Origin of the sequence: Devosia limi DSM 17137, assembly GCF_900128975.1 — a bacterium.
Lineage (GTDB): Bacteria > Pseudomonadota > Alphaproteobacteria > Rhizobiales > Devosiaceae > Devosia > Devosia limi.
Genome location: NZ_FQVC01000007.1, coordinates 106,634 through 130,682 on the forward strand (window position 1 = coordinate 106,634; position 24,049 = coordinate 130,682).

At 63.5% G+C, this 24,049-nt stretch carries 22 protein-coding genes; 8 read left to right on the forward strand and 14 right to left on the reverse strand.

Translation table 11 applies throughout. The annotated features are described in order from the left end of the window. Positions 1 to 16: 16 nt before the first annotated feature. The gene (locus BUA69_RS12420; protein ID WP_046134779.1) at positions 17 to 760 is read right to left on the reverse strand and encodes an IclR family transcriptional regulator; all 744 of its coding nucleotides are present in this window, start codon (positions 758 to 760) and stop codon (positions 17 to 19) included. Positions 761 to 1,305: 545 nt separating this feature from the next. Here BUA69_RS12420 and chrA point away from each other — a divergent pair. Further along, positions 1,306 to 2,535 (forward strand): chromate efflux transporter, encoded by a 1,230-nt coding sequence (gene chrA / locus BUA69_RS12425; protein WP_046134780.1) that lies wholly within the window; start codon positions 1,306 to 1,308, stop codon positions 2,533 to 2,535. Positions 2,536 to 2,616: 81 nt separating this feature from the next. Here chrA and BUA69_RS12430 read toward each other — a convergent pair whose 3' ends face one another. Continuing rightward, positions 2,617 to 3,453 carry a universal stress protein gene (locus BUA69_RS12430; RefSeq protein WP_046134781.1) on the reverse strand — a complete coding sequence of 279 codons (837 nt, stop codon included), beginning with the start codon at positions 3,451 to 3,453 and terminating at the stop codon, positions 2,617 to 2,619. 233 nt (positions 3,454 to 3,686) lie between these two features. Between BUA69_RS12430 and BUA69_RS12435 the strand changes: the two genes are divergently transcribed. Continuing rightward, a complete protein-coding gene (locus BUA69_RS12435; RefSeq protein WP_210165892.1) occupies positions 3,687 to 4,226 on the forward strand; it encodes a peptidylprolyl isomerase in 540 nt (179 codons plus the stop codon). A gap of 27 nt (positions 4,227 to 4,253) precedes the next feature. Here BUA69_RS12435 and BUA69_RS12440 read toward each other — a convergent pair whose 3' ends face one another. The 11 genes from BUA69_RS12440 to BUA69_RS12490 form a co-directional block, all read right to left on the reverse strand. Beyond that, positions 4,254 to 5,723 (reverse strand): amidohydrolase family protein, encoded by a 1,470-nt coding sequence (locus BUA69_RS12440; RefSeq protein ID WP_046134782.1) that lies wholly within the window; start codon positions 5,721 to 5,723, stop codon positions 4,254 to 4,256. 35 nt (positions 5,724 to 5,758) lie between these two features. Continuing rightward, entirely contained in the window at positions 5,759 to 7,234 is a 1,476-nt protein-coding gene (locus BUA69_RS12445; RefSeq protein ID WP_425283934.1) for an amidohydrolase family protein, read from the reverse strand. Between the two features lie 53 nt (positions 7,235 to 7,287). Beyond that, positions 7,288 to 8,859: an ABC transporter substrate-binding protein gene (locus tag BUA69_RS12450; protein WP_046134784.1), complete on the reverse strand. Its 1,572-nt coding sequence runs from the start codon at positions 8,857 to 8,859 to the stop codon at positions 7,288 to 7,290. 100 nt (positions 8,860 to 8,959) lie between these two features. Continuing rightward, on the reverse strand, positions 8,960 to 9,922 hold the full coding sequence (locus tag BUA69_RS12455; protein WP_046134785.1) for an ABC transporter ATP-binding protein: 963 nt from the start codon (positions 9,920 to 9,922) through the stop codon (positions 8,960 to 8,962). After that, entirely contained in the window at positions 9,919 to 10,905 is a 987-nt protein-coding gene (locus tag BUA69_RS12460) for an ABC transporter ATP-binding protein (RefSeq protein ID WP_046134786.1), read from the reverse strand. Before BUA69_RS12460 ends, BUA69_RS12455 begins: the two co-directional genes overlap by 4 nt. Further along, positions 10,898 to 12,403 carry an amidohydrolase family protein gene (locus BUA69_RS12465; protein WP_046134787.1) on the reverse strand — a complete coding sequence of 502 codons (1,506 nt, stop codon included), beginning with the start codon at positions 12,401 to 12,403 and terminating at the stop codon, positions 10,898 to 10,900. The genes BUA69_RS12460 and BUA69_RS12465 overlap by 8 nt, the downstream gene beginning before the upstream one ends. Further along, complete coding sequence (locus BUA69_RS12470) at positions 12,400 to 13,593, reverse strand: amidohydrolase family protein (RefSeq protein ID WP_046134788.1); 1,194 nt, start codon at positions 13,591 to 13,593, stop codon at positions 12,400 to 12,402. The genes BUA69_RS12465 and BUA69_RS12470 overlap by 4 nt, the downstream gene beginning before the upstream one ends. Before the next feature lie 2 nt (positions 13,594 to 13,595). Then, positions 13,596 to 14,534, reverse strand: coding sequence for an ABC transporter permease (locus tag BUA69_RS12475; protein ID WP_046134789.1), 939 nt, complete (start codon positions 14,532 to 14,534; stop codon positions 13,596 to 13,598). A 16-nt stretch (positions 14,535 to 14,550) separates the two neighbouring features. Continuing rightward, entirely contained in the window at positions 14,551 to 15,519 is a 969-nt protein-coding gene (locus BUA69_RS12480; protein WP_046134790.1) for an ABC transporter permease, read from the reverse strand. Between the two features lie 264 nt (positions 15,520 to 15,783). Next, the gene (locus BUA69_RS12485) at positions 15,784 to 16,485 is read right to left on the reverse strand and encodes an aspartate/glutamate racemase family protein (RefSeq protein ID WP_046134791.1); all 702 of its coding nucleotides are present in this window, start codon (positions 16,483 to 16,485) and stop codon (positions 15,784 to 15,786) included. 10 nt (positions 16,486 to 16,495) lie between these two features. Beyond that, complete coding sequence (locus tag BUA69_RS12490) at positions 16,496 to 17,113, reverse strand: flavin reductase family protein (RefSeq protein ID WP_046134792.1); 618 nt, start codon at positions 17,111 to 17,113, stop codon at positions 16,496 to 16,498. A 138-nt stretch (positions 17,114 to 17,251) separates the two neighbouring features. Between BUA69_RS12490 and BUA69_RS12495 the strand changes: the two genes are divergently transcribed. From BUA69_RS12495 to BUA69_RS12515, 5 genes are all read left to right on the forward strand, one after another. Further along, positions 17,252 to 17,920, forward strand: a complete 669-nt coding sequence (locus tag BUA69_RS12495) for a GntR family transcriptional regulator (protein WP_046134793.1) — start codon at positions 17,252 to 17,254, stop codon at positions 17,918 to 17,920. 23 nt (positions 17,921 to 17,943) lie between these two features. Continuing rightward, a complete protein-coding gene (locus BUA69_RS12500; protein ID WP_046134794.1) occupies positions 17,944 to 18,285 on the forward strand; it encodes a hypothetical protein in 342 nt (113 codons plus the stop codon). A 152-nt stretch (positions 18,286 to 18,437) separates the two neighbouring features. Next, positions 18,438 to 19,469 carry an extracellular solute-binding protein gene (locus BUA69_RS12505; RefSeq protein ID WP_046134795.1) on the forward strand — a complete coding sequence of 344 codons (1,032 nt, stop codon included), beginning with the start codon at positions 18,438 to 18,440 and terminating at the stop codon, positions 19,467 to 19,469. A 39-nt stretch (positions 19,470 to 19,508) separates the two neighbouring features. Continuing rightward, complete coding sequence (locus BUA69_RS12510) at positions 19,509 to 20,594, forward strand: ABC transporter ATP-binding protein (protein WP_046134796.1); 1,086 nt, start codon at positions 19,509 to 19,511, stop codon at positions 20,592 to 20,594. Continuing rightward, on the forward strand, positions 20,591 to 22,243 hold the full coding sequence (locus tag BUA69_RS12515) for an ABC transporter permease (RefSeq protein ID WP_046134797.1): 1,653 nt from the start codon (positions 20,591 to 20,593) through the stop codon (positions 22,241 to 22,243). The genes BUA69_RS12510 and BUA69_RS12515 overlap by 4 nt, the downstream gene beginning before the upstream one ends. Before the next feature lie 59 nt (positions 22,244 to 22,302). Here BUA69_RS12515 and BUA69_RS12520 read toward each other — a convergent pair whose 3' ends face one another. Further along, a complete protein-coding gene (locus BUA69_RS12520) occupies positions 22,303 to 23,016 on the reverse strand; it encodes a DNA helicase (protein ID WP_046134798.1) in 714 nt (237 codons plus the stop codon). 220 nt (positions 23,017 to 23,236) lie between these two features. Here BUA69_RS12520 and BUA69_RS12525 point away from each other — a divergent pair, with 220 nt between their 5' ends. Next, a complete protein-coding gene (locus BUA69_RS12525) occupies positions 23,237 to 24,040 on the forward strand; it encodes a nucleotidyltransferase domain-containing protein (RefSeq protein ID WP_201777444.1) in 804 nt (267 codons plus the stop codon). The last annotated feature ends 9 nt before the right edge of the window (positions 24,041 to 24,049 follow it).

Genomic DNA, 24,049 nt, shown 5'->3' on the forward strand with positions numbered 1-24,049 from the left:
ACGATCCTCCTGTGAGTCACATTGATTTGCGGGTTCGGTGCGCTACTTCAGCGGTAACGGCACGCCCGACACTCGCGACCGCGGCCTTCACCGCGTCGAGATTTGAGATGAACCGCTCGCGTGGTCCGGAAATATTGATGGCGGCGACGACGCGCCCCCTGGCGTCGCGCACGGGGGCAGCGGCGCCAGATGCGCCTTCGACGACGCCATTGATGTTGACGGCAAAACCATCGCGCCGAATCGCGACCAGCAGGTCTTCGAGCTCCGCCCGCTCCGAAGGGGCGAGACCGACCTGGCTGCAATACTCCTCCAGCGCAGCGGGGTCGAAGTCAGCCAGAAAGACCAGGCCGCTGGCCACCTGATGCGGCAGTCGGGTCGGCGCGATATCCCGATCGTAACGAATTTCGCGCTGCGGCAGGATCTTGTTGAGATAGCGGATACGACCGTCTTCGAGAACGGCGACAAAGGCTGACTCACCGACGCTGGCAACGGCTTCATGCAGATGCCGCTCCGCCAGTCGCAGGATTGTCCCCCAGGTCGCGCCGCCCTCGACGCTTTCCCCGGGCAGCCGCACCAGCCGATAGCGGTTGTCGGCAAGACGCTCGACGTAGTTGCGCTTCACCAGCAGCTGCAGAAGCAGCAATCCGCTGCTCTTAGGCACATCAAGCGCCTGCACAAAATCGGTGTAGCTGACCGAGGTGGTCGTGGTGGCGAACCATTCGACCGCATCCAGAATACGCTCCGCTCCCCTGCCGCTCACTGTGACGCCCCTCTAAAGTTCAATATATTGAACTAACTTAGTATGCTGAACTGAACCGCAACATGTCAACTCCATCGCGATCTGGCAAGAGGACGAGTGGCATTTGCGGCCAACAAACTGAGATGGATATCGCTTTGCCTGTTCGACTTGGGAACGGGCCGACGCAGACGAGTGGCGCAAAGTGGCCGAATCGGGCGCCCCAGGGCGCCAGCCGGCGCATTCTCAATGCGACATGGGGGGACGCAATCATCGCCTGGACTGAATCTGGCTTCAGCGCTTTGGCAACACGCCCCAGCATGAGCCCCTATCCACGATGGCGGTTTCACCTGGCCGAGTGGAACCCCATTCCGGATAGCCGAACAAAGGCCTGAAGGCCTGCGTTTCTTGAAAATGTCATGGCATGGCCTATACACTCCGGTTTTCGGTGGGGTAGGCCTAATGCGATCAAGTCACGACACTCCGGGCCCCGCCCAGCCGGCATTTCGTGCTTCCTCCGGGTCGCGCTGGTCGGCAGCCGGCGCGCCGGAAAACCGGCGGCGCCTGGCGTGAGGCCGGAAGCTGACGGGCCTCGGAGGCCGACAAGCACCGGCACGCCCGGCACAGCGGGCGAGGTCTTCCAGGTCTTCCTCAAGCTGGGCCTGACATCCTTTGGCGGTCCCATTGCCCATCTGGGTTATTTCCGGGATGAACTGGTCACACGGCGCCAGTGGATCAGTGAAGCAGGCTATGCCGATCTCGTTGCACTCTGCCAGTTCCTGCCGGGGCCGGCATCGAGCCAGGTCGGCTTCGCGCTGGGATTGCTGCGCGGCGGACCGCTCGGCGCCCTGGCCGCCTGGACGGCGTTTACACTGCCCTCGGCGCTCTTTCTGCTGCTCTTCGCGTACGCAGCCGCCTGGTTCGAAGGCGACGCCGGAGCCGGGCTGCTGCATGGCCTCAAACTTGTGGCCGTGGCAGTGGTTGCACAAGCCGTGTGGGGCATGGCCAAGGCACTCACGCCGGACCGGGAGCGGGCTGGCATCGCGTTGCTGGCCGTATTTCTGGTGGTTCTGGTTGGCGGCTCGATCGGGCAGGTCGCGGCGATCGTCGGCGGCGGACTTGCGGGGGGGTGGCTGTGTCGCGGACTGCCGCTGAACCAGGTTGGTCACCTGACATTTGGCGTGCCGAAGGCGGTCGGATGGGCGGCGCTCTGCCTCTTCTTTGTCTTGCTGGTCGGACTGCCCGTTGTCGAAGCCGCCGCTTCATCGCAGGCTCTTGCCCTCTTCGATGCATTCTACCGCGCGGGCGCACTGGTGTTTGGGGGCGGACACGTCGTGCTGCCGCTGCTGGAAGCGGAGGTGGTGCAAAGCGGCTGGATTTCCAGCGATGCCTTCCTTGCCGGCTATGGGGCCACCCAGGCCGTCCCCGGCCCGCTCTTTACGTTCGCGGCCTATCTGGGGGCCGTGATGCAGGAGGGGCCGGCAGGCCCCCTGGGCGCTGCCATCGCCCTGGTAGCGGTGTTCCTTCCCGGCCTGCTGCTGGTTGTGGGCGCGTTGCCGTTCTGGGATGCGTTTCGATCCCGGCCCCATGCTCAGGCCGCAATGCGCGGCGCCAATGCCGCCGTGGTGGGCGTTCTGGGGGCAGCCCTCTACACCCCCGTCTGGACCAGCGCGGTGCTGACACCCGCCGATTTTGCCCTGGCATTGGCGGGCTTCCTGTTGCTGACCGTATGGAAGACCGCGCCGTGGATCGTTGTGATCACGCTGGCAACAGCTGGTGCGCTGCTCACGCTGGTCTGATGCGGGGATCGGCGCCCGATACCCGGCGCCGACGCGCTCCTGCGACCTGGCGTTCTTGGACTGAACGCCAGGCGCAGTCGGTCAATGCGACAGCAGAACGGGCAATCGCAGGTCGTCCAGCACCCCTTTCGTTGCCCCGCCGAGAACGAAATCGCGCAGCCGCGAATGGCCATAGCCGCCCAGAACCAGCAGCCCGGCATTGTCGGCCAGCGCCGCATCCTGCAGGGTTTGGCCAATCGGCCGGCCATTGCCGGCAATGGCGCGGGCTTCGGCCTTGATGCCGCGCCGCTTCAGGTGCTCCACGAGGCGCTCGGTGGCCTGCAGATCGTCGATGTGTTTTTCGTCCTTCACTGTGCCGACAATGACGCGGGTGGTCCTGGTCAGGAAAATCTCGGCGTCGGCAACGGCGCGGGCCGCAACCCGGCTGCCGTCCCAGGCCACAAACACGGTGCCATAATCGGGATCATCCTGGCGTTCGGGCAACAGCACAACCGGGCGACCCGATCCGAAGATGACGGCCTCGATGGCGCCACGGATTGCCTGATTGTCCTGGCTCCAGCCGAACAGGGTCAGATCGTGGTAGCGGGCCTGCCCCGCTGCCGCTTCGCCAAACCGTTCGGGAATAGCCTCGATCAAGCCAGAGCGAACACCGACATTGGCCTGGGCGGCGGCTTGCGCGACGGCGTCGGCGATTTCCTGTCCGCGGGCATGGCAGGCATCCTTGATGCCTTTGAGCATCCCCGGCACATCGACCACAAATTGTGCCATCGTATTGGTCGGCGCGTGAAAATCGGGCTCCAGCACCACGACGTGCAGCGCGGCGCCCAGATATTGGGCGACATTGGCCGCGCGGTGCGCAAAGTCACCGGCTGGGACGTCGGGGTAGGTGATCAGGGGAACCAATGCCTGCAATGTCATGTCGCCTCACTTCGGGGTTTACCAGCGCGGGAGAACGGTATCGAGATCCATCGGCGCCACCATAGCGGCACCGTCAGGCGGGCGCTTGACCCATGTCAAAGCCAGGGCACGGCGGAGCAGTTTCCGGCCGGGCGTTCACTTTTGCGGCGGGCGGCGTGTTGAGGATGGTGGATTGGGCCGGCGGCGATGTATAGGGTCCACGACCAGACTCACCAAGAAGCGCAGTTAGTAACGTGTCTCAAGCAACTCCCCTCCCCAAGGTCGTTATCAGCACTCCGTTGGGCGACATGACCATCGTCGTCGACGTCGCGAGCGCCCCCGTCACAGCCGCCAATTTCCTGGCCTATGTCGATCAGGGCCTGCTCAAGAATGCCAGCATTTATCGCATCGTGGCCGATTGCAATCAGCCCGATACGCTGCCGGCCAAGATCGACGTGCTGCAGTTCGGGCACCTGATGCAGGGCAAGGAATATCCCACGCCCCTGCCCGCAATCGTGCATGAACCCACCAGCCAGACCGGCCTGCGCCATCGCGACGGTACGCTGTCCATGGCGCGGTTTGCGCCGGGCACGGCATCGTCGGGCTTTTTCATCTGCGTCGGCGACCAGCCCGAGCTGGATGAAGGCGGCAAGCGCCAGCCCGACGGCCAGGGCTTTGCGGCCTTTGGCTGGGTCGAGGACGGGCTGGACGTGGTCCGGGCCCTGCATGGCAAGGCCGAGGCCTCCGATATGCTGACCCAGCCTATTCCGCTGCTTGACGTAAAGCGCGCCTGAGCTTTGGCGGCCGGCGCGTCCGGCCGCTTACACCGGCAGGTCGGGCAGCTCTACTTTCTGATCGAAGGTGCGGTAGAGCTGGCCCCAGCCGGGATCGCAGAGATATTGCTGCAGGTTTGCCCGCTCGACCAGCGCATTGGCCTGCCGATTGGCTTCCTCCAGCGCCGCGTCCATGTCGACATTGAGCACCTTGCGGTTCTCCATGATGATCTCTCCATTGACCATGACCATTTCCACATCTGACCCGACGGCCTGATGCACCAACCGGTGCACGGGCAGCCAATTGGGCGTCAGGTGCGGCTGGTTCATGTCGAGCACGGCGATATCGGCCTTCTTGCCCACTTCGAGCGAGCCGATCTCATGGTCCAGGCCCAGCGCCCGCGCCGCGTCGATGGTGATCATCTCCAGCACCTTGCCGGGCGGGAAATAATAACGGTCGTGATTGCGCAGCACGTGTTGGGTCGCCTGGAATGAGCGGGCGGTCTGCAGCATGTCGAAATAGCGGCTCGGCGCGGTGCCATCCGAGGTGATGGCGACATTGACGCCGCGCGCCATCATCTCGATCACCGGGGTGGAGCGCCCGGGCGGCGCATGGGTCACATGGGTGCCGGTTTCGGCCAGGATATCGATCTCCTGATGCGAAATGCCCCAGCAATGCTGCAGATGGATATCGGGCCCCAGCAGGGCGTTTTCCTTGTCCTGATAGGCGAGCCGGATCTGGCCGGCAAAGGCATCGGAATGGATGCGGACGCCGTATTTGCGCGCCAGCTCGCGCACGGCGCGGGCCTGGTCACGGTCATCCTGAGTGAGGGAAACCGCCTGATCAGGCGTCGACATGTTGGAAGGGTCGAGAGAGGGCACGATGGTGAACGGCGTCACATAGACGCTGAGCCGGCCATCGGCTGAGCCATTGATGCTCTGGATGGCGGCTTCGGTGCCGTCCATCATCTGCGCGAACGAAATGCTGTGCGGCACCGGCGCGCCGGTTTCCCAGCGGGTGACGGCGCGCGGCCATGGCAGACCGGCGGGGCCGGTGCAGATGATTTCGCGCAGGCCCAGTTCGCCATAGGCGCGGGCGTGATTGATGGCAAATTGCGGATCGTCGCTGCGCGGCATCGAGGAGATGATGCTGACCCCGGTGGTGACGCCCGAGCGCAGCCGTTCGAGGCCGGACACCAGGCCATCGGCATACCAATAGTCGCGCGTCGTGTAGTGATAATAGACCGGGGTGACGATCTTCATCCAGAGCGGGTTGGTATCCACCCCGATGCTGCGGATCAGGCAATGGCCGGCATGGCCATGGGCGTCGATCAGGCCGGGAATGACCAGCTTGTTGCGGCAGTCGATCACCCGGTCTTGCGGATTGATGGTGACGTCGTCGCTGGCGCAGACCTCGACAATCCGGTCATCGACCACGCGCACTGCGCCGCGCTCGATGATGCGGCGCTGCTTGTCCACCGGCACCACTGTGCCGTTGACGAAAACTATCGCTGCCATGTCATTGCTCCATCATCACAATAGGCCGGTGCCAGTCAAAGCACTGGAAAGGCTGGGCGGAAAAGCGCTTCGACTGGCGGATGCTGCCAGCTGCGGTCGGGATATCTGGCGATCAGGCCTTCGAACTGGCGCTGGGCGCGACTGCGGGCCGCGACCATGTCGAAGCCAGTGATGCAGCCATCGCGCATGACCAGACGGCCATCGACGAACACCGCCTGGGTGACCTTGCCATTGCCGCCCATGACCAGGGTGGTAATGGGGTCGACCGTGGGCGTCATATGCACATCATCGAGCCGGAAGATCGAGACGTCGGCACAGGCGCCCGCTTCGAGCCGGCCGAGATCGCTGCGACCCAGAGCCTTGGCGCCGCCCAGCGTCGCGGCATTGTAGAAATCGGCACTGCTGGTCGCGGATGAGGATTTGTCGGCGATGCGGCTGGCGATCAGCCCGGCCAGCATATTCATCCACATATCGGGCGGGGCGGTATCGGTGGCCATGCCGATATTGATGCCCTTGTCGCGGAATTTGGCGAAGGAATTGAGCACGCTGCCCATGCGCGCCGACACCAGCGGTGAATGCGCCAGGGTCACGCCATGCTCGGCATAGAGCTCGATATCTGTTTCATTGGCATGAGTGCCGTGCGGGGCGATCAGCCGCTGGCTGAGCAGGCCATGCGAGGCCAGCCATTGCGGGCCGGTGGTGCCGTGCAGCGCCTGCATGGTGTCCAGTTCGAGCTTGCCTTGGGACATGTGCAGGCGGACGCGGCAATCGAGATCGCGGGCGGCGGCCATGGTGCGTTGCATCAGTTGCAGCGTATTGGTTTCCACCCGGTCGGGCGCCAGCAGACCGTTGATCAGCCCGCCATGATCGCCATGGCGGCGGCGGATGAATTCGATAGCGTCGTCCAGGCCCTTTAGGCCGCGCGCTTCATCGAACCGCAGGTGAAACACACCAGCATCATCGACCACCGAGCCGCCGGAGCGATAGGCAGGGCCGATAAATACGCGCAGTCCGATTTCAATCGCGGCATCGGCTGCGGCGTCGAACTCGGAGACGGTTTCGGCCCATTGGCGATAATAAAGCGAGGCGATGGGCAGCGCCGTGGTGATGCCATTGAGCAGGAGGCTGGCGAAGGAGAACTTCTTCTGGAACGCCAGCTCGTCGGCCGAATACATTTCGTAGGGGCCGCGCTCGACATAGCTGGTGGGCCAGATGCGGCCGCGCGACCAACCGGGCTGGTTGTCCAGCACCAGCGTATAGGTATCAAGATCGGAGAGGGCATCGAGATCGATGAGGCCCGGGCTGATCAGCGCATCGCCGAGATCGATCCGCCGGGCGACGTCGCCCTCGAAGCGCTGGCCGGCATAGAGCACGCGGCTGCCTTCCAGCACCAGTTCGCCATTGCGGAAAAACACGTGGCAGCCGTCTTGATGGGCCAAGAGCCAATTTGCCGTCAGCAGGGTCCGTCCGGCCGGCCGTTCACCCAGATTGAGGTCGCCCAAGCCCGTCATATCGCCCCCCATGATCAGGTGCCGGTGCCCCAGTGGGGCACCGGCTTGTCGTCTTACTCGGTGGTCGCCATGGTGAACCAATGACGCGCCTTGTTGTCGGCGCGCACGTCGATGGATTCGATGTGCTTGGTGGTGGCCCAGGCAATCGGCTGCTGGTGCAGCGGAATCAGCAGCACCTGTTCCTTGGCGATACGCAGAGCCTGCTCTTCGAGCGCCAGGCGTTCAGCCGGATCGCTCACTTCCGCAGCCTTGTGGACCAGTGCGTCCAGTTCGGGTTCCGACCACCCACCATAATTGGACACGCCGAACGTACCTTCCCTGGTTGCCAGCACCTGCGAGAGCAGCGAGAAGGCATCCAGCGTCGGCTCATTGGCCCAGCTGATGTTGAAGACTTCGGTTTCGCCCTTGGTCCGCTTGGGCGACTGGACGGCGCGCGGGGCCATGTCGATCGTGGGCTGGAAACCAGCGCGCGACAGCATGTTGGAAATGCCCTGGCACCAGTCTTCCTCGTTGATGCTCTCGTCGTTCATGCAGGTATAGGTGAAGGGCAAGCCTTCGGCGCCGGCTTCCTTCAACATGGCTGCGGCCTTGGCAGTGTCACCCGGCTCATAGGTATCGAGGGCGGCCGAATAGCCGGCGATATCGGGGGCGATCAGCGAGCCGGAGGGCCGCGCCAGACCGCGCATGATGCGCTGGTTGATCAGGTCACGATCGATAGCGGTTTCAAAGGCCTGGCGCACGCGCAGGTCGTTGAACGGATTGGGGGCGCCGCTGGGCAGGGTCTCGTTGCGGTTGAAACCGATAAACACCGTGCGCAGTTCGGTCAGGTTCATCACATTGATGTTCGGATCGGCCTTGAGACGCTCCAGATCCTGGATCGGGGCGCTGTCGATCAGATCGACTTCACCCGACAGCAGTGCCGCGATACGGGTTGCAGCCGAGGTGATCGGGATGAATTCCAGGCGATCGACATTGTGGTGCTTTTCATCCCACCACTGGTCGTTGACCAGCAGCACGGTCTTGCTGTCGGGCGAGCGGCTTTCGAGCATGAAGGGGCCGGTGCCATTGGCGTGGCTGGTGGCATAGCCTTCAACGCCCAGCGCGTAGTCCGATGGCTTTTCGGTATTATTGTCCTTGAGCCAATCGGCGTCGAACACGAAGATATTGGTGATGTCGTTGAGGAACAGCGACGAAGTGGCGCTGACATCGACTTCGACGGTGTAGTCGTCGATCTTCCGAATGTCCTTGAACAAGGGCATGTTGCCCTTGAGCGGCGACGCAGGATCGGCAGCGCGCTTGAACGAGGCCACCACGTCATCGGCGGTCATCTCGGCACCGTTGTGGAATTTCACGCCTTCGCGCAGCTTGAAGCGCCAGAACTTGCCATCGACCAGTTCCCACTCGGTCGCCAGCGCCGGCTGCAGCTGGAAGGTCTTGTCGTAACGGACCAGGCTTTCATAGATGTGGTTGAGGAAAGCCAGGTTGGAGGTGGATGGGATCGAATTGGGATCGAGCGAATAGATATCGGCGCGTGAACCCCACTTCACGGTTTCGGCGTGTGCTGCCATCGCGCCGAGCGACAGCGACAGTGCCAATACGGCCACTGCTTTCTTCAAGACTGACATGCGTTCTCTCCTGTTGTGACTGCGTTCCATTCTCGTCCCTCGGCCCGGCACACGGCCTTCGGGATGATCTCGATTTCGCCTGCGGTCCCCTCGGCCGTGATCAGGCGAAGTGGCACGCCACGCGGCGGCCATCGGGTTTGTGTTCCAGTTCGGGTCGCTCGGCCTTGCAGCGCGGCTGCGCCAGCGGGCAGCGCGTGTGAAAGGTGCAACCAGAGGGTGGTGACAAAGGGCTCGGCACTTCGCCGGCCACGATCTCGCGGTCGCGCTGCGGGTCGTTCACATTGGGGATCGTCTGCAGCAAAAGCTGGGTATAGGGGTGCTGCGGATCGGCAAATAGCAGCTCGGTTTCCGCCTCTTCGACGATGCGGCCGAGATACATCACCGCGATACGATCCGACATGTGGCGGACGACGCTGAGGTCGTGGCTGATGAACAGATAGGTCAGTCCCAACTCATCCTGCAGGCGGCGCATCAGGTTGAGGATCTGCGCCTGCACCGATACGTCGAGCGCCGAGGTCGGCTCGTCGCAGACGAGGAATTCCGGCTCGGACGCGAGGGCGCGGGCAATGGAAATGCGCTGGCGCTGGCCGCCGGAAAACTCGTGCGGGAACTTCTCGCCATCGGCGTAATTGAGCCCGACAATGTCCAGCAGCTCGGCGACGCGCGCCGCGATATCGGCCTCGTTGTCGCGCAGCTTCAGCTCACGCAATGGCTCGGCGATGATGTTCTTGACCCGCCAGCGCGGATTGAGCGAGGCATAGGGATCCTGAAAGATCATCTGGGCCGAGAGCGGCGCGCCCGACTTGCCGGCGGCAAAGCGGATCTCGCCGGCGCTGATCTCGTAAAGCCGGGTGACGAGCTTGGCGACCGTCGACTTGCCGCAGCCCGATTCCCCGACAAGGCTCAGGCAACCGCCCATGGGCACGTCGAAGGTGACATCGTTGACGGCATGCAGCAGGCGGCGCGGCTGGCGATAGACCACCCGGTTAAGGAACGAGGCCGAGACGTCGAAGACCTTGTCGAGATGCACCACTTCGAGCGCATTGGTTGGTGCCTCGGTCATGCGACGCCTCCATTGTGCAGCCAGCAGGCGGCGCTGCCGGAATTGGTTGGAACCAGTGCGGGGCGCTCGCTGCGGCAGCGGGGGCCGGCCTCGGCGCAGCGCGGATTGAAGGCACAGCCGGGCGGCGTCGCATTGAGGCGCGGCATCGAGCCATCGATCTGGTTGAGTTCCTTGACCCGGGCGCCAAGCGCGGGGATCGAAGCCATCAGCCCACGCGTATAGGGATGCGAGGGTGATTTCAGCACCTTGTCGACCGGCCCGATCTCGATCAGGCGCCCGGCATACATCACCGCCACGCGGTCGGCGGTTTCGGCGATGACGCCCATATCGTGGGTCACCAGCATGACCGCCGTGCCGTTCTCCTTGCACAGCCGGCGCAGAAGGCCGGTGATCTGCGCCTGGATCGAGACGTCGAGCGCCGTGGTCGGCTCGTCGGCGATGACCAGCTTGGGGCGGGCCGCCAAAGCCAGGGCGATCACCACGCGCTGGCGCATGCCGCCGGAGAACTGATGCGGATATTGATCGACACGCTCTTCGGGAGCCGGAATGCCGACTTCGCGCAGCAATTCGATGGCGCGGGTCCGGGCCTGTTTCTTGCCCATCTCGGGCATGTGCTGACGGATGGTTTCGCCCAGCTGGTCGCCAATGGTGAACAGCGGATTGAGCGAGGTCAGCGGGTCCTGAAAGATGGCGCCGATTTCGCGGCCGCGCACCATTTCCATTTCCGCATCGCTCAACTGGTCGATGCGGCGGCCTTCGAGATAGATCTCCCCGGCAGTGACGCGGCCGGGCCGCTCAAGCAGGCCCAGAATGGCCAGCCCGGTCATCGACTTGCCGGCCCCTGACTCGCCGACCACGCCGAGGATTTCACCCGGCTGGATGGTCAGCGAGACCTCGTTGAGCGGCGTCAGGGTGCCATGCCGGTTGGGAAATTCGACGACCAGGTCGCGGACGTCCAGGCACGGTTGGTTTGCGTCAGCCATTGAGCCGGTCCCTCGTGGGATAACTGGGCGGAAAAATCTCGGATACTGGCGGATTGCCCCAGGTGCGGGCCGGGTATTGCGCAATCAGGCGATCGAACTGGGCCTGGGCCTGACCGCGGGCTGCCTGCAGGTCGAAGCCTGCGACCTGACCGTCGCGCATCGAGAGGCGGCCATCGACAAACACGGCCTTGGTCACCTTGCCGGAGCCTCCGGTAACCAGCGTGGTGATCGGATCGATCGAGGGCGCCATATGCAGGTCGTCGAGCCCGAACACGGCGATATCGGCCTTGCTGCCGACGGCGATGCGACCGATGTCGTCGCGATCCAGCGCCTTGGCGCCGCCGAGGGTGGCGGCGTCGAAGAAGTCGCGGCAGAGCACCCGGTCGGGGGCGCCATCATTCATGCGGCAGACGATCAGCCCGATCAGCATGTTCATCACCATGTCGGGCGGCGTCGTATCGGTGCCCAGCGCAATGTTGATGCCCATGTCGCGCAGCCGCGAGAACGATTTGAGGCTGCCGCCGCCACGCCCCGAGACCAGCGGGCAATGCACCACCGATACGCCATGGCCTGCATAGAGCGTCAGGTCTTCGGCACTTGCCTCGGTGGCATGGGGAGCGATCAGGCGGTCATTGAGCAGGCCTTCGCGGGCCAGCCAGACCGGAGCGGTCGAGCCGTGCAGCGCCTTGACGGTGTGCACTTCCATGACACCCTGCGCCATGTGGAGCCGCACCTTGCAATCGAGTTCCTCGGCGCGCGCAAGGGTGGCGCGCAGCAGGCCGGCGGTTGCGGTTTCGACGCGGTCGGGCGCCAGGAGGCCCTGTACCAGCCCTTCATAACGACCAGCCTGCCGCTCGATATATCTGACCGCTTCATCAAGGCCTTCGAGCCCGCGGGCTTCATCGAAATGAGCGCGCATATCGCCGGGACCGTGCAGCACCATGCCGCCGGAGCGATAGGCGGGGCTGAGATAAACGCGCAGGCCCAACTCGCCCGCCGCATCGGCGGCAGCGTCGAACTCGGCAGTGGTTTCGCCCCATTGGCGATAGAACAGCGAGGCAATCGGCGCCGCCGTGGTGATGCCATTGAGCAGCAATTGGGCGAAGGCGAACTTCTTCTGAAAGGCCAGTTCCTCGGGCGTGTACATTTCGTACGGCCCGTTCTCGACATAGGAGAGCGGCCACACCCGGCCCTTTTTCCAGGCAGGAAAATGATCGATCCCCAGGATCGTCGTATCGAGATCGGACAGCGCATCGAGGTCGACGAGGCCGGGGGAGATCAGCGAAGCGCCGAAATCGACGCGGCGGGCCACCTCACCGGGAAAGTCATGACCGGCAAAGATGACCCGGTCGCCTTCGATCACCACTTCGCCACGCTTGAGCAGCACCGGGCCGGCGCCCTCATGGACCAGGACCCAATCGGCGGTCAGCAGCGTGCGGCCATCCGGACGCGCGCCCAGTTTCAGCGCTGCAAGGGCAGTCTGGTTCGCGCCGGTCATGGCATGTCCACGATGCAGGTGCCGTTGCGGGCGATGACCCGGCCGGCCTTGATCACCGCCGGACGCGGCGTGGTCTCGACCACGGCATGGGCGACGGTTTCGCCAGCCAACAGGGTGAAATCGGCCTTGTCACCGACAGCGACGCCATAGCCGTCGAGCCGCATCACGTCAGCGCCGCCCTGCGACACCAGTTCGAGCATGTGGCGGAGGTCGATATCGGAGCGCACGGCATTCTTCATGCCGATGATGCGGGCGCGATCCATCATGTCGGGCTGACCCCAGGGGCCCCAGGTATCGCGGATGCCGTCGCAACCGGCGCCGACGCGCACGCCGGCTTCACGCAGGCGCTTGACCGAGGGCACAGTGGCGGAAGGCGCGCCGGTGGTGAGGATGGCGATATCGAGTTCGGCGATTTCCTCGATCAGCTTGCCGACGCGCAGATAGTCATTCATGCCCAGCGCAAAGGCGTGGCTGATACCGAAACGCCCCTGCATGCCATTGGCCCGCACCCGCTCGAAGATCAGCTCCATGGTGAAGGCACCGAGCTCGCCCGCTTCATGCAGGTGGATATCGACATCGACGCCATGCTTGAGCGCCAGCTGGAACAGCACATCGAGCTGCCCCTTGGGATCGCGGTCGATGCCGCAGGGATCGATGCCGCCAAGCACGGTGCAGCCATTGGCCAGCGCTTCATCCAGCAATTCAACGGTGCCGGGCATGACCATGACGCCGGACTGCGGAAAGGCGACCAGTTCGATATCGATGATCCCCGCCAGCTTCTCGCGGGTCTCCAGCACGCCTTCGACCAGGGTCAGGCCATGCGTGGTGTCGATATCGACGTGGCTGCGAATGTGGGAAGCGCCGTTGGCGGCCAGGCCAATGGCATGGCGCATCGACTGGCGATGCGGATCCAGCCCGATGGCGATGCGGTTTTCGCGCTCGTAATCGATGCGGCTGCGCAGCACGGCTTCGCGGTTGTTCTCGTGCCAGGCCATGCCCCAGTTGGTCTTGTCGAGATGGGTATGGGCGTCGATCAGGCCGGGCCAGACAATGGCATTGCCGCCATCTTCAACCGCCACGCCCTGCTGCTCGGCAATCGAGCCGATCTCGACGATGACACCATCGCGCACCAGCATGTCGGTAGTGGCGCCGCCCAGGGGACGGACATTCTTGAGGAGCAGATTGTGCATGTCTATCTCAGCTTCGGATTGAGGGCATCGCGCAGCCAGTCGCCCAGCAGGTTCACCGAGATGACCAGCAGGGACAGCTGCATGACGGGGAACAGGACGATCCACCACATGCCCGAGAACAGATATTGATTGCCGATGCGGATCAGCGTGCCCAGCGAAGGCTGGCCCGGTGGCATGCCGATACCAAGGAAGGACAGCGTCGCCTCAGTGAGGATGGCCATGCCAAAGCTGAGCGTTGCTGCCACCATCACCGGGGTCAGCGTATTGGGCAGGATGTGCCGCGCCATGATGCGGCGGGAGGGCACCTTGAGCAGCCGCGCCGCCATTACATATTCCTTGCCGCGCTCGACAATGGTCTGGGCCCGTACGGTGCGCGCATATTGCACCCAGCCCGACAGGGTAATCGCCAGGATCAGCACCGCCGAGGCCCCGACCTCGCGCAGATTGGTCGGCAGCATCTGCCGCACCACCGCCGACACCAGGATGGCGATCAGGATGGTGGGGATAGACAGCACCACATCGCCGATACGCATCAGCAGATTGTCGACGATGCCGCCGAAATAGCCGGCGAGAAGGCCAAAGGTCAGTCCGATCAACAGCGACAGCGTCACCGAGAGCAGCCCGATCATTACAGAGGTGCGGGTGCCATAGAGCATGACCGAGAGCATGTCGCGGGCCTGCGTATCGGTGCCCAGGAGGTAGGGCCATTCGCCACCCTGCACCCAGATCGGCGGCAATTCGGACTTCCACATGTCCAGCTGCATCGGATCATAGGGGTTTTGCGGCGCGATCAGCGGGGCCAGGAACGCCGAGCCCAGCAACACGATCAACAGGATTGCCGCGGCACGCGCCGAGACCGACTGGGTGAAGGCCCACCACAGGTCGCTCTTGCGGATGCGGGTCAGTAACGAGGCTCGGACAGGTGTTGATTTCATCGCCATCTTGCCATTCTCCCGACTAGTTGGCGCCGCGCAGGCGCGGGTCGATCACCGCATAGAAGATGTCGACCATGGTGTTGAGGAAAACGAAGATGAAGGAGACGATGCAGAGGTAAGCCGCCATCACCGGGATATCGATGAAGGTCACCGCCTGGATGAACAGCATGCCCATGCCCGGCCACTGGAACACCGTCTCGGTGATCAGCGCGAAGGCAATCAGGGTGCCGATATTCATGGCGGTCAGCGTCACCACCGGCATCAGGCAATTGCGCAGGGCATGGCTGAAATAGATCCGGTGGCGTGGAATGCCGCGGGCCCGGGCGAACTTGATGAAATCGGAACGCATGACTTCGAGCATTTCCGCCCGCACCAGGCGCATGATCAGCGTCACCTGATAGAGCGACAGCGAGATCGAGGGCAGGATCAGCGCCATGAGGCCCGTGCGGGTCAGGAAGCCGGTTGACCACCAGCCCAGATCCACCACGTCGCCGCGCCCGAAGGCCGGCAAGACCCCCAGCGTCACCGAGAACACCAGGATCAACAGGATACCGACCACGAAACTGGGCAGGGACACCCCGATGATCGAGCCGAATTGCAGGATTTCCGAATACCATTTGCCGCGCTTGATCGCGGTCAGCACCCCGAGGGGCAATCCGATCACCAGCGACAGGATGGTGGCGACCAGCACCAGTTCCATGGTGGCGGGGAAACGCTCGGCGATCAGCCCCAGCACTTCCTGGCCATTGCGATAGGAAATGCCGAAATTGCCCTGCGCCGCATTGGCGACGAAGCGGACATATTGCACGAAGAACCCGTCATTGAGGCCGAGCTTTTCGCGCATCAGCTCGCGGTCGGCCTGGGTGGTCTGCTCGGTGGACATCATATCCACCGGATCGCCGGCGAGGCGGAAAATCAGGAAGGCCAGAAAGGCCACGGCCAGCATCACCAGGAGTGCGTTGGCGAGCTTCTTGATGATGAAGACCAGCATGGGCCTATTCCCCGATCAATCGAAAATGGCGGGGAGCCGACGGCATCTGGCCCATCAATGTTGCTGCGCGCACCCTGGAGCAGGGCTGCGCCGTTTCGACAAATCCCATAGTTCCCTCTTTGTCATGCGACCTGTCTGCGCAGCCGCTTGGGTCATATCCTACCCCGGCACGCACCCTTGTCAATTATATTGTCGACAATTCTGGCGACATTATAATCTGTCAGGTGCCGGGCTTATTCCGTGCAATTCGTCAGGGACCCGCGCTTAATCCTTCACGCGGGGATAGGCATAGGCATTGGCCTTGGACGTGCGCAGCCCGGCGCCCACCAGCGCTTCGGCCGCCTTGATGGCAACGACGATCCCGTCGATGACCACCACCCCGGTGGCCTCGGTCAGCGCTGCGGTCATCTCCGACATGCCGGCGCAACCCAGCACCACCGCTTCGGCGCTATCCTCGTCACGGGCACGGCTGATTTCGGCGACCAGCAGGTCAAAGGCGCGCTGGGTTTCGGTCTCCAGCGTCAGCACCGGCAGGTCGATGCAGCGCACCCGGCGGCAATGCTGGCTGGCGCCGTAGCGCAGCACCAGATCCTCGATGGCGGGCACCGAGCGGGGCAGCGTGGTGATGATCGAAAAGCGCTTGGACAGCACCATGGCCGCCTGCACCGCGGCCTGGCAGATGCCGAGTACCGGGCCGCCGGCAGCCTCGCGCGCCGCATCGAGCCCCGGATCGTCAAAGCAGGCAATGACGGTCGCCTGGGCGCCATCGGCCTCGCCAGCGCGGATCTGCGCCAGCATGTCGGGCACCGACAAGGCCTCGTCCGAGAAGCCCTCGATGCTCACCGGGGTGTCGATGCCGGTGCGGGCGAAAATGCTGGTGCCGGGCGCGGCCACCCGCTGGGCGGTGCGCAAGGCCTGTTCGGTCATCGACGCCGTGGAATTGGGATTGATCAGCAAGATCTGCATGATGGACGGTCTATTTCTGGAGGTCGGCAAGCGCCGGGGGCTTGAGCACGAATTGCTGGTCGGCAACGATGTAGTTGTCCGCATGCAGGCGCGCGATGGGGTGATAGACCTCGGGATTGACGTAGCGCTGGCTCTCGTCGAGGCAATCGGGACGAATGTGCATATGCACGACCTCGCCCAGGATGATGACGCGGCGCGGATATTCGATCAGCCGCTCGACCCGGCACTCCATGGCGCAGGGACTGGCCGGCAGGTAGACGCTCTCGACCTGCACGCCCGGCGCCACCTGCTCATCGGCAAGTTCGAGTTCATCGACATCGGGATCGACGCCCAGGCCGCAGACCAGCATGGTGCGCGACAGGGCCATGTCGACCATGTTCACGGTGAACTGGCCGGTGCGGCGGATATTGGCCATGGTGTCCTTTTCGCGCCCATCCAGCCGCGGCTGGATGCCCAGCGCCACGATGGCCGGGTCATGCGAGAACAGGTTGAAAAAGCTCATCGGCGCGCCGTTATTGTGCCCGCTCCCGGCTTTGGTGGTGACCAGCGCAATCGGGCGCGGGCCAACGAAATTGGTCAGCAGCCGATAGCGGTCCTGTGGCCCCAGCGAGGTCAGATCGAATTCCATTGCGCACCTTCCGTCACGGCCATTGCCGCTGATATGATAGAAAGTCGACATTATTGTCTACAATAACGTCGGTGATTTATGTGGACCGGCGGCAAAAAAAAGTTATGAAGTTGCGAGCAACCTCATCCAGGCATAGCCATGGCACCCATATCCGCAGACGATATCGCCGAACGCATCTGGCTCTCCATTGCCGAGCGACGCCTGCGTCCCGGCATGCGGCTGAAGGAAGCTGAACTGGCCGAAGTGTTTGGTGTCAGTCGCGCGCGCGTGCGCCAGGTGCTGGCCATGCTGGCACGCGAAGGCCTGGTCACCATCGAGGTCAACAAGGGCGCCATCGTGGCCGAGCCCAGCGCCGAGGAAGCCCGCGACATTTTTCACATTCGCCGCGAAGTCGAACAGCGGGTGCTGGAGCGGCTGATGGGGCATCTGGATTCGGCCAAGCTGGTGGACATGTTCGAGCATGTCGCCAAGGAACGCATTGCCAATAATGCCAATGACCAGCGCGAGATCATCAAGCTGTCGGGGGGCTTTCACATCATGCTGGCCGAAATGGCGCAGGCAGACTATCTCTGCGGCCTGATGCGCGACCTGATCAGCCGCACCTCGCTGATTACCGCCGCCTTCCGTGATTCCGACAAGTATAATTGCGGCCCCGACGAGCACGAGGCGCTGCTGCTGCACCTCAAGAACGGTGATCTGGAACGGGCCAAATCGGCCATGGTGCACCACCTCGAGCATGTCGAGAACGAACTCAAGCTCTCGGGCAATATCGAAGCGCCCAAAAGCCTGCGCGACGCGCTGATCTAGCCGACAGGAGCGGTCCGAGACCCATGGCCCGACTGATCTTTCTCGTCGCAGCGGGCCTGGCACTGTGCAATGGCGGCCTGGTGCTGGGCGGCGCCGCCATGCTGGACAGCAGCACCCTGCTCCTGAGCGCCTTCGTCGCAGGCCTGTTTGCCGCCATTGCCGGGCTGCTTATCATTGTCGAGCACCATTTGACGCGCCTGCGTCGGCTCCTCGGCGATGGCCGGATCGAGCCTGACACATCGGCTTCCCTCGGCAGGCTCACGCTCTGGCTGAGCCTTGCGGCGCTGGGCACTGGCCTCGTCATGGCCATCGCGCTGACGGGCATAGCGCAGCGGCTGGGCGCCGGAACCGCCGTCTTCGGCTAACGGTCTACCGCCTGGCCGCCGCGCGCCCCTGCCCCCCAGTGCAGAACTTTCGGGACGTTGATTTATGAGGTGGCGAGCCTCTGAAAAGAGTGCAATGCTCTGTCACAGAACTGTCACACTTCCGTCACAATGCCCCATCGAGAGGAATATCAATGCCCCGTATTTCCGCCTTCGGCACGACAGCCCTGGCTGTCATCGCTCTCGCGGTCCCGACCATTGTCGGCGCACATGCCCAGGACGCGAGCATTTCGGGATCGACCCTGGTTGTTTATACGCCCAATGAGGAAGGGATGCTGGACAACATCATCCCGGTGTTCGAAGACGCCAGCGGCGTGACCGTCCAGCTGATCACCGCCGGCACCGGCGAGCTCTACCAGCGCATCCGCAGCGAAGCCGGCAGCCCGCAGGGCGACGTGATGTTCGGTGGCGGCGCGGCACAGGCCAATGCCAATCTCGAGCTTTGGGGCGAATATGTCTCGCCCGAGGACGCCGCGATGGTGGCAGCGGGCAAGAACACGACCGGCTTTTTCACCCCCTATCAGGCCGATGGCTCGAACCTGCTCGTCAACACCGATGCAGCGGCAGCGGCCGGGGTCACCATCGGCGGCTATGCCGACCTGCTGGTCCCCGAACTCAAGGGCAAGATCGCGTTCGGCGATCCCACCGCATCGTCATCGGCCTTCGCGCAGCTGACCAACATGCTCAAGGCCGTCGGCGGCGACTATGAATCGGCCGCTGGCTGGGACTATGTCAAAGCCCTGGTTACCCAGCTTGACGGCATCTCCATCGGCTCCTCGAGCCAGGTGGCCAAGGACGTGGCCGCCGGCGAATACATCGTTGGCCTCACCTATGAGCCGCTGTCGCTCAACTTCGTGCTGAGCGGGGCTCCTGTCGAGATCGTCTATCCCAAGGAAGGCGCCGCTTTCCTGCCGGCAACGATCCAGGTCATCAAGGGCGGGCCGAACCCGGCCGCCGCCCAGGCCTTTATCGACTTCGTGATTTCCGAAGAAGGCCAGACCATCATCGCCGAGAAGACCGCCGGTCGCCCCCTGCGCGAGGGCGTGGTCAAGCCGGGCCTGCCGGCGCTTGCCGATATTCCGACCGTCCAGGAAGACGGCCCCTATGTGTCGGCGCACCGCGACGAGATCGTCGGCAAGTATCGCGCGATCCTTGAAGCGCAGTGAGGTCTTGATCTTGGCTTTGTCGAACCCAGGAGCAGCCCGGTGACCAGCATCGCGCTGCGCGCCTTGCGCAAAGAGTACAATGGCCAGGTCGCGATACCCAATCTCGACCTGGACATTGCGGACGGCGAGTTCTTCACCCTGCTGGGGCCTTCGGGCTGCGGCAAGACGACCTTGCTGCGCATGATCGCCGGATTCAATTCGATTGAATCCGGCACCATCGCGTTCGACGATGTGGTGATCAATGATCGCTCCCCGTCGGCGCGCAATATCGGCATGGTGTTTCAGAGCTATGCCCTGTTCCCGCAGATGAGCGCCGGCAAGAACGTCGCCTTCGGCCTGCAGACCCGCAATGTCGATCGGGCGGAAAGCGCCCGGCGCGTCGCCGCGGCGCTGGAACAGGTGCATATGGCCCATCTGAAGGATCGTCTGCCCGGCGAAATGTCGGGCGGCCAGCAGCAGCGCGTCGCCCTGGCCCGCGCCCTGGTGATCCGCCCCGCCGTGCTGCTGATGGACGAGCCGCTGTCCAATCTCGATGCCAAGCTGCGCGTCGAAATGCGCGACACCATCCGCGAGGCCCAGCGCGAAGCCGGGATCACCACGGTCTACGTTACCCATGACCAGGAAGAAGCGATGGCGGTTTCCGACCGGATCGCGGTGATGAATCTGGGCGTGGTGCAACAGGTCGGCTCGCCGGCCGAGATCTATCGCAATCCGGCCAATCGCTTCGTTGCCGAGTTCATCGGCAAGACCAATCTGATCGAACGCGACCTGCTGCAGCGGAACGGCGCCAGCCTGCTCGAGCTGGGCGACGGCGTTACGATCGATGTCGGCGCAGCCATCGACCCCGCCGCCACTGGCAAGGTGCAGGTATCGGTGCGCCCCGAAGCCGTGCAAGTGGGCGATGGTGGCCTCTCAGCCGAAGTGGTGGAAGAAACCTTCCTCGGTTCGCATTCGCAGATCCGGGCGCGGCTGCGCACCGGTGAGACCATCGAGTTCCTCGAATTCTCGCGCCGCGATGCCTTGTGGGCGCGGGGCGAGCAGGTGTCGCTGCAGCTCAATACCGACATGCTGACCTATTTCGATGCCGCGAGCGGCGTGTCGATCATGCGGGGAGCAGCAAAATGAAGGTCCCCGGGGACCGGTTCGACGGCTGGACCTCCGTCGCTGTCGCCCTTACCGGCGGCTATCTGCTGCTGGTGATCTGGCCGCTGGTGATGGTGCTGATCAGCAGCTTCTCGGTCGACGGCGGGATGTCGCTGGCCGGTTTCGAGAAGTTCTTCTCCTCGCGGCTCTATTACGGCACGCTGGTCAACAGCATGATGGTCACGGTCTGCGTCACCGCGCTGGCGCTGGTGGTGGCGTTTCCGCTGGCCTATTTCATGACCATGTTCCGCATTGCCGGCAATCGCACCGTGCAGATGCTGATCCTGGCCTCGATGATGTCGCCGCCCTTTATCGGCGCCTATTCCTGGATCCTGCTGCTCGGCAATAACGGCATGATCACGACGTTTTTCCAGGATCTGTTCGGGTTCAAACCGCCCAGCATCTATGGTTTTGTCGGCATCGTGCTGGTGCTGACGCTGCAATTGGTGCCGCTGATCTTCACCTATCTGATGGGTGCATGGCGCACCATCGACGTCTCCCTGCTGGAAGCCTCCGAAAGCATGGGCATCACCGGCTGGAAACGGGCCGTCCAGGTGATCTCGCCCCTGCTCTGGCCCACCGTGCTCGCGGGGAGCCTCCTGGTCTTTGTGCGGGCCTTCGCCGATTTCGGCACGCCCATGCTGATCGGCCAGGGCTTCCGCACCGTACCGGTGCTGATTTACAGCTCCTTCGTGGGCGAGGTGGGGACCGATACCAGCTTTGCCGCAGCGGTCGCGGTGATCGTCATCGCGGTCACTCTCTCGGTATTCCTGTTGCAGCGCTATCTCGCCAGCCGGCAGAAATTCTCGATGACGGCACTGCGCTCCATCGAGCCCAAGCGCCTGCCCGGATGGCGCGGCGTTGCTGCCCATGCCTATGTATACGGTTTCCTGACGCTGGCGCTGGCGCCGCTGATCGTGGTTGTCGTCAGCTCCTTCCGCAATACGCTTTACGGACAGTTCGTCGATGGGTTCTCGCTCGACAATTACGTGGATTCCCAGCGCGACATCATGCGCTATGTCGGCAATACCTTCAGCATCGGGATAACCGCGCTGGTGATCCTGGTCGTCGTCGCGGTGCTCGTCGCCTACCTGACGGTGCGGCGCAAGGGCGTGCTCAGCAGCACGCTCGATACCATGACCATGGTGCCCTATGTGGTGCCGGGGCTGGTCATCGGCATCGCGCTGGTCACTGCCTTCAGCCAGAAGCCGCTGCTGCTCACCGGCACCTTCACCATCATGGTGATCGCCCTGACGATCCGGCGCCTGCCTTATGCGGTCCGCTCCACCACCGCCTTGATGTATCAGCTCAATCCAAGCATCGAAGAAGCAGCCGTCAGCCTGGGCGCCTCCAAGTTCCGCACGCTGATGCGCATCATCGTGCCGGCGCTGGCACCGGGCATCCTCTCGGGCGCGATCCTGAGCTGGGTGACCATCATCACCGAGCTGAGCACGACGCTGTTCCTTTACAACACCTCGACCCAGACACTGTCGCTCGGCATCTACGCCGAAGTCATCCGCGGCCAACTCGGCACCGCCGCGGCGCTTTCGACGCTGCTGCTGGTACTGACCATGCTGTCGCTGTTCGTGCTGATGCGCCTGCCGGGCGGGCAGAAAGAGCTGCGGGTTTAGCACGGCCCGAACCGGTCACGACGGGCAAATCCACTTTGCCCGTCGTCCGTCTTCTCCGGCTAGTGCGCGGCCTGGAGGTGAACTTCGCCATTGTTCAAGAAGCAGGTCTTGCTGAACACACTGAGGTCCAAAGGATTGGGCAGGCGCACATCGTCCAGGTCGGGATAGGCCTTGACGGCGGGGTCGTATGACCGATCGATCTGCGCGATGAAGACGATCACCAACCCACATTGACGGGCAAAGGCCTTCAGCGCGGCGACCTGATCGGCCAGGGCCGGATTCTCCCGCCTCTGATCGAGCAACTGCAAATAGTCGATGACGACGAGCGTGCCGACCGGCACCCTTTGCAGCATATTGATGATGTAGTCGGCGCAGATGGCATCGGAGCAATCGAACATGAAGCTCTGGCCGAAGGGCGTCGGGTCAAAGCCAATCGCGCGCAGGCGCTCCAACACGTCGGCATCGGTATATTCCAGCGTGAAGAACACACTGTGCCTGCCGGACTTGACCGCCTCGGCAGCCAGTTCGAGGGCCATCAAGGTCTTGCCCTGCCCGGGCCGCGCCGCAACCAGCACCAGATCGCCGGCTGTCAGCCGATCATAAAGCCGGGCGGCAGGCGATAGCGCCGCATGGCGCGCGGCCAGCAGGCTCCAGCCGCTATAGCCTTCCTGGCTTGCCACGCGATCCAGGGCCTCATGCAGGGGGATGGCCAACTGGCGGGCCAGGCGCTTGGCATTCTGTTTCAGACGATAGATCGGGGCCGATAGTTTCATCGCAAAACCTCCTATTGCGAGCAATGACAGCAATCCCTCCTTTTGCTTTCGCTCGAACAGTTGGTTCGATGATCATCTCGTCCTGCATGAATGCTGCTTTCCCAGCGGAGGGGGGAGGCGTGGACCGCGCCAGAATCAAATTCTAGCGCATTTCCCGGCATGTTGCGACACCACCGCTATTCGTGCGAGCGTCGCGCTGCGCTGCAGCGGAGGCTGACCCATGCCGACCAATCTCGAGACCGCCATCGCAACCATGGCCGGCGTGTTTGGCAGGGAGCCCAAGGTGCGGGCGCTCTATCTGAGCGGCAGTTTCGGCTATGGGCTTGCGGACCGCTATAGTGACATCGACCTGTTGATCGTGACCGAGGATGGTCCGAGCGACGAGATCGCGGCGCTGTGCCGGCGCGCCATCAGTGCGGCGGGCGACATCGTCCTGTGGTGGGACCGCTCGGTGCGGCCGACGCTGATCAATGCGATTACCGATGACTGGCTGCGTGTCGATGTCGAGATGGCCACATCGACCCAGCTGGCAGGCCGGCCCCAGAATGCGCTCAAGGTCATCTTCGATCACGACGGCCTTTACGACACGCTGCCCGACCAGGTTGCCCCGCCGCGTCCTGACCCGAAATTCTTCCGCTGGCAGGTGGAAGAATTCATCCGCATTCTTGGCTTGATGCCACTGGCGCTGGGACGCCAGGAATATGTCATCGGCCTGACTGGCGTTTTCATGCTGCGCGCAGCACTGATTGACCTGCTGATAGCAGAAGCCGCCCTGCCGCATCGGGGCGGCATGCTGCATCTCAACCGGCAGATCACCGCCGCGCAAAAAACCTTGCTGGCCTCGATGCCAGCTTTGGAGCCGAAAGCCGAGGCGGTACAGCATGCGCAACTGGCCTATGCGGCGGCATTCCTGCCGCGCGCACGGGTGATGGCCCGGAATATCGGCGCTGAATGGCCCGAGCGGTTTGAGGCCGCCACCTGGGCGAACCTCGCATCCAAACTGGGCATTGCCAGGCCATACTGAGCGCCGACG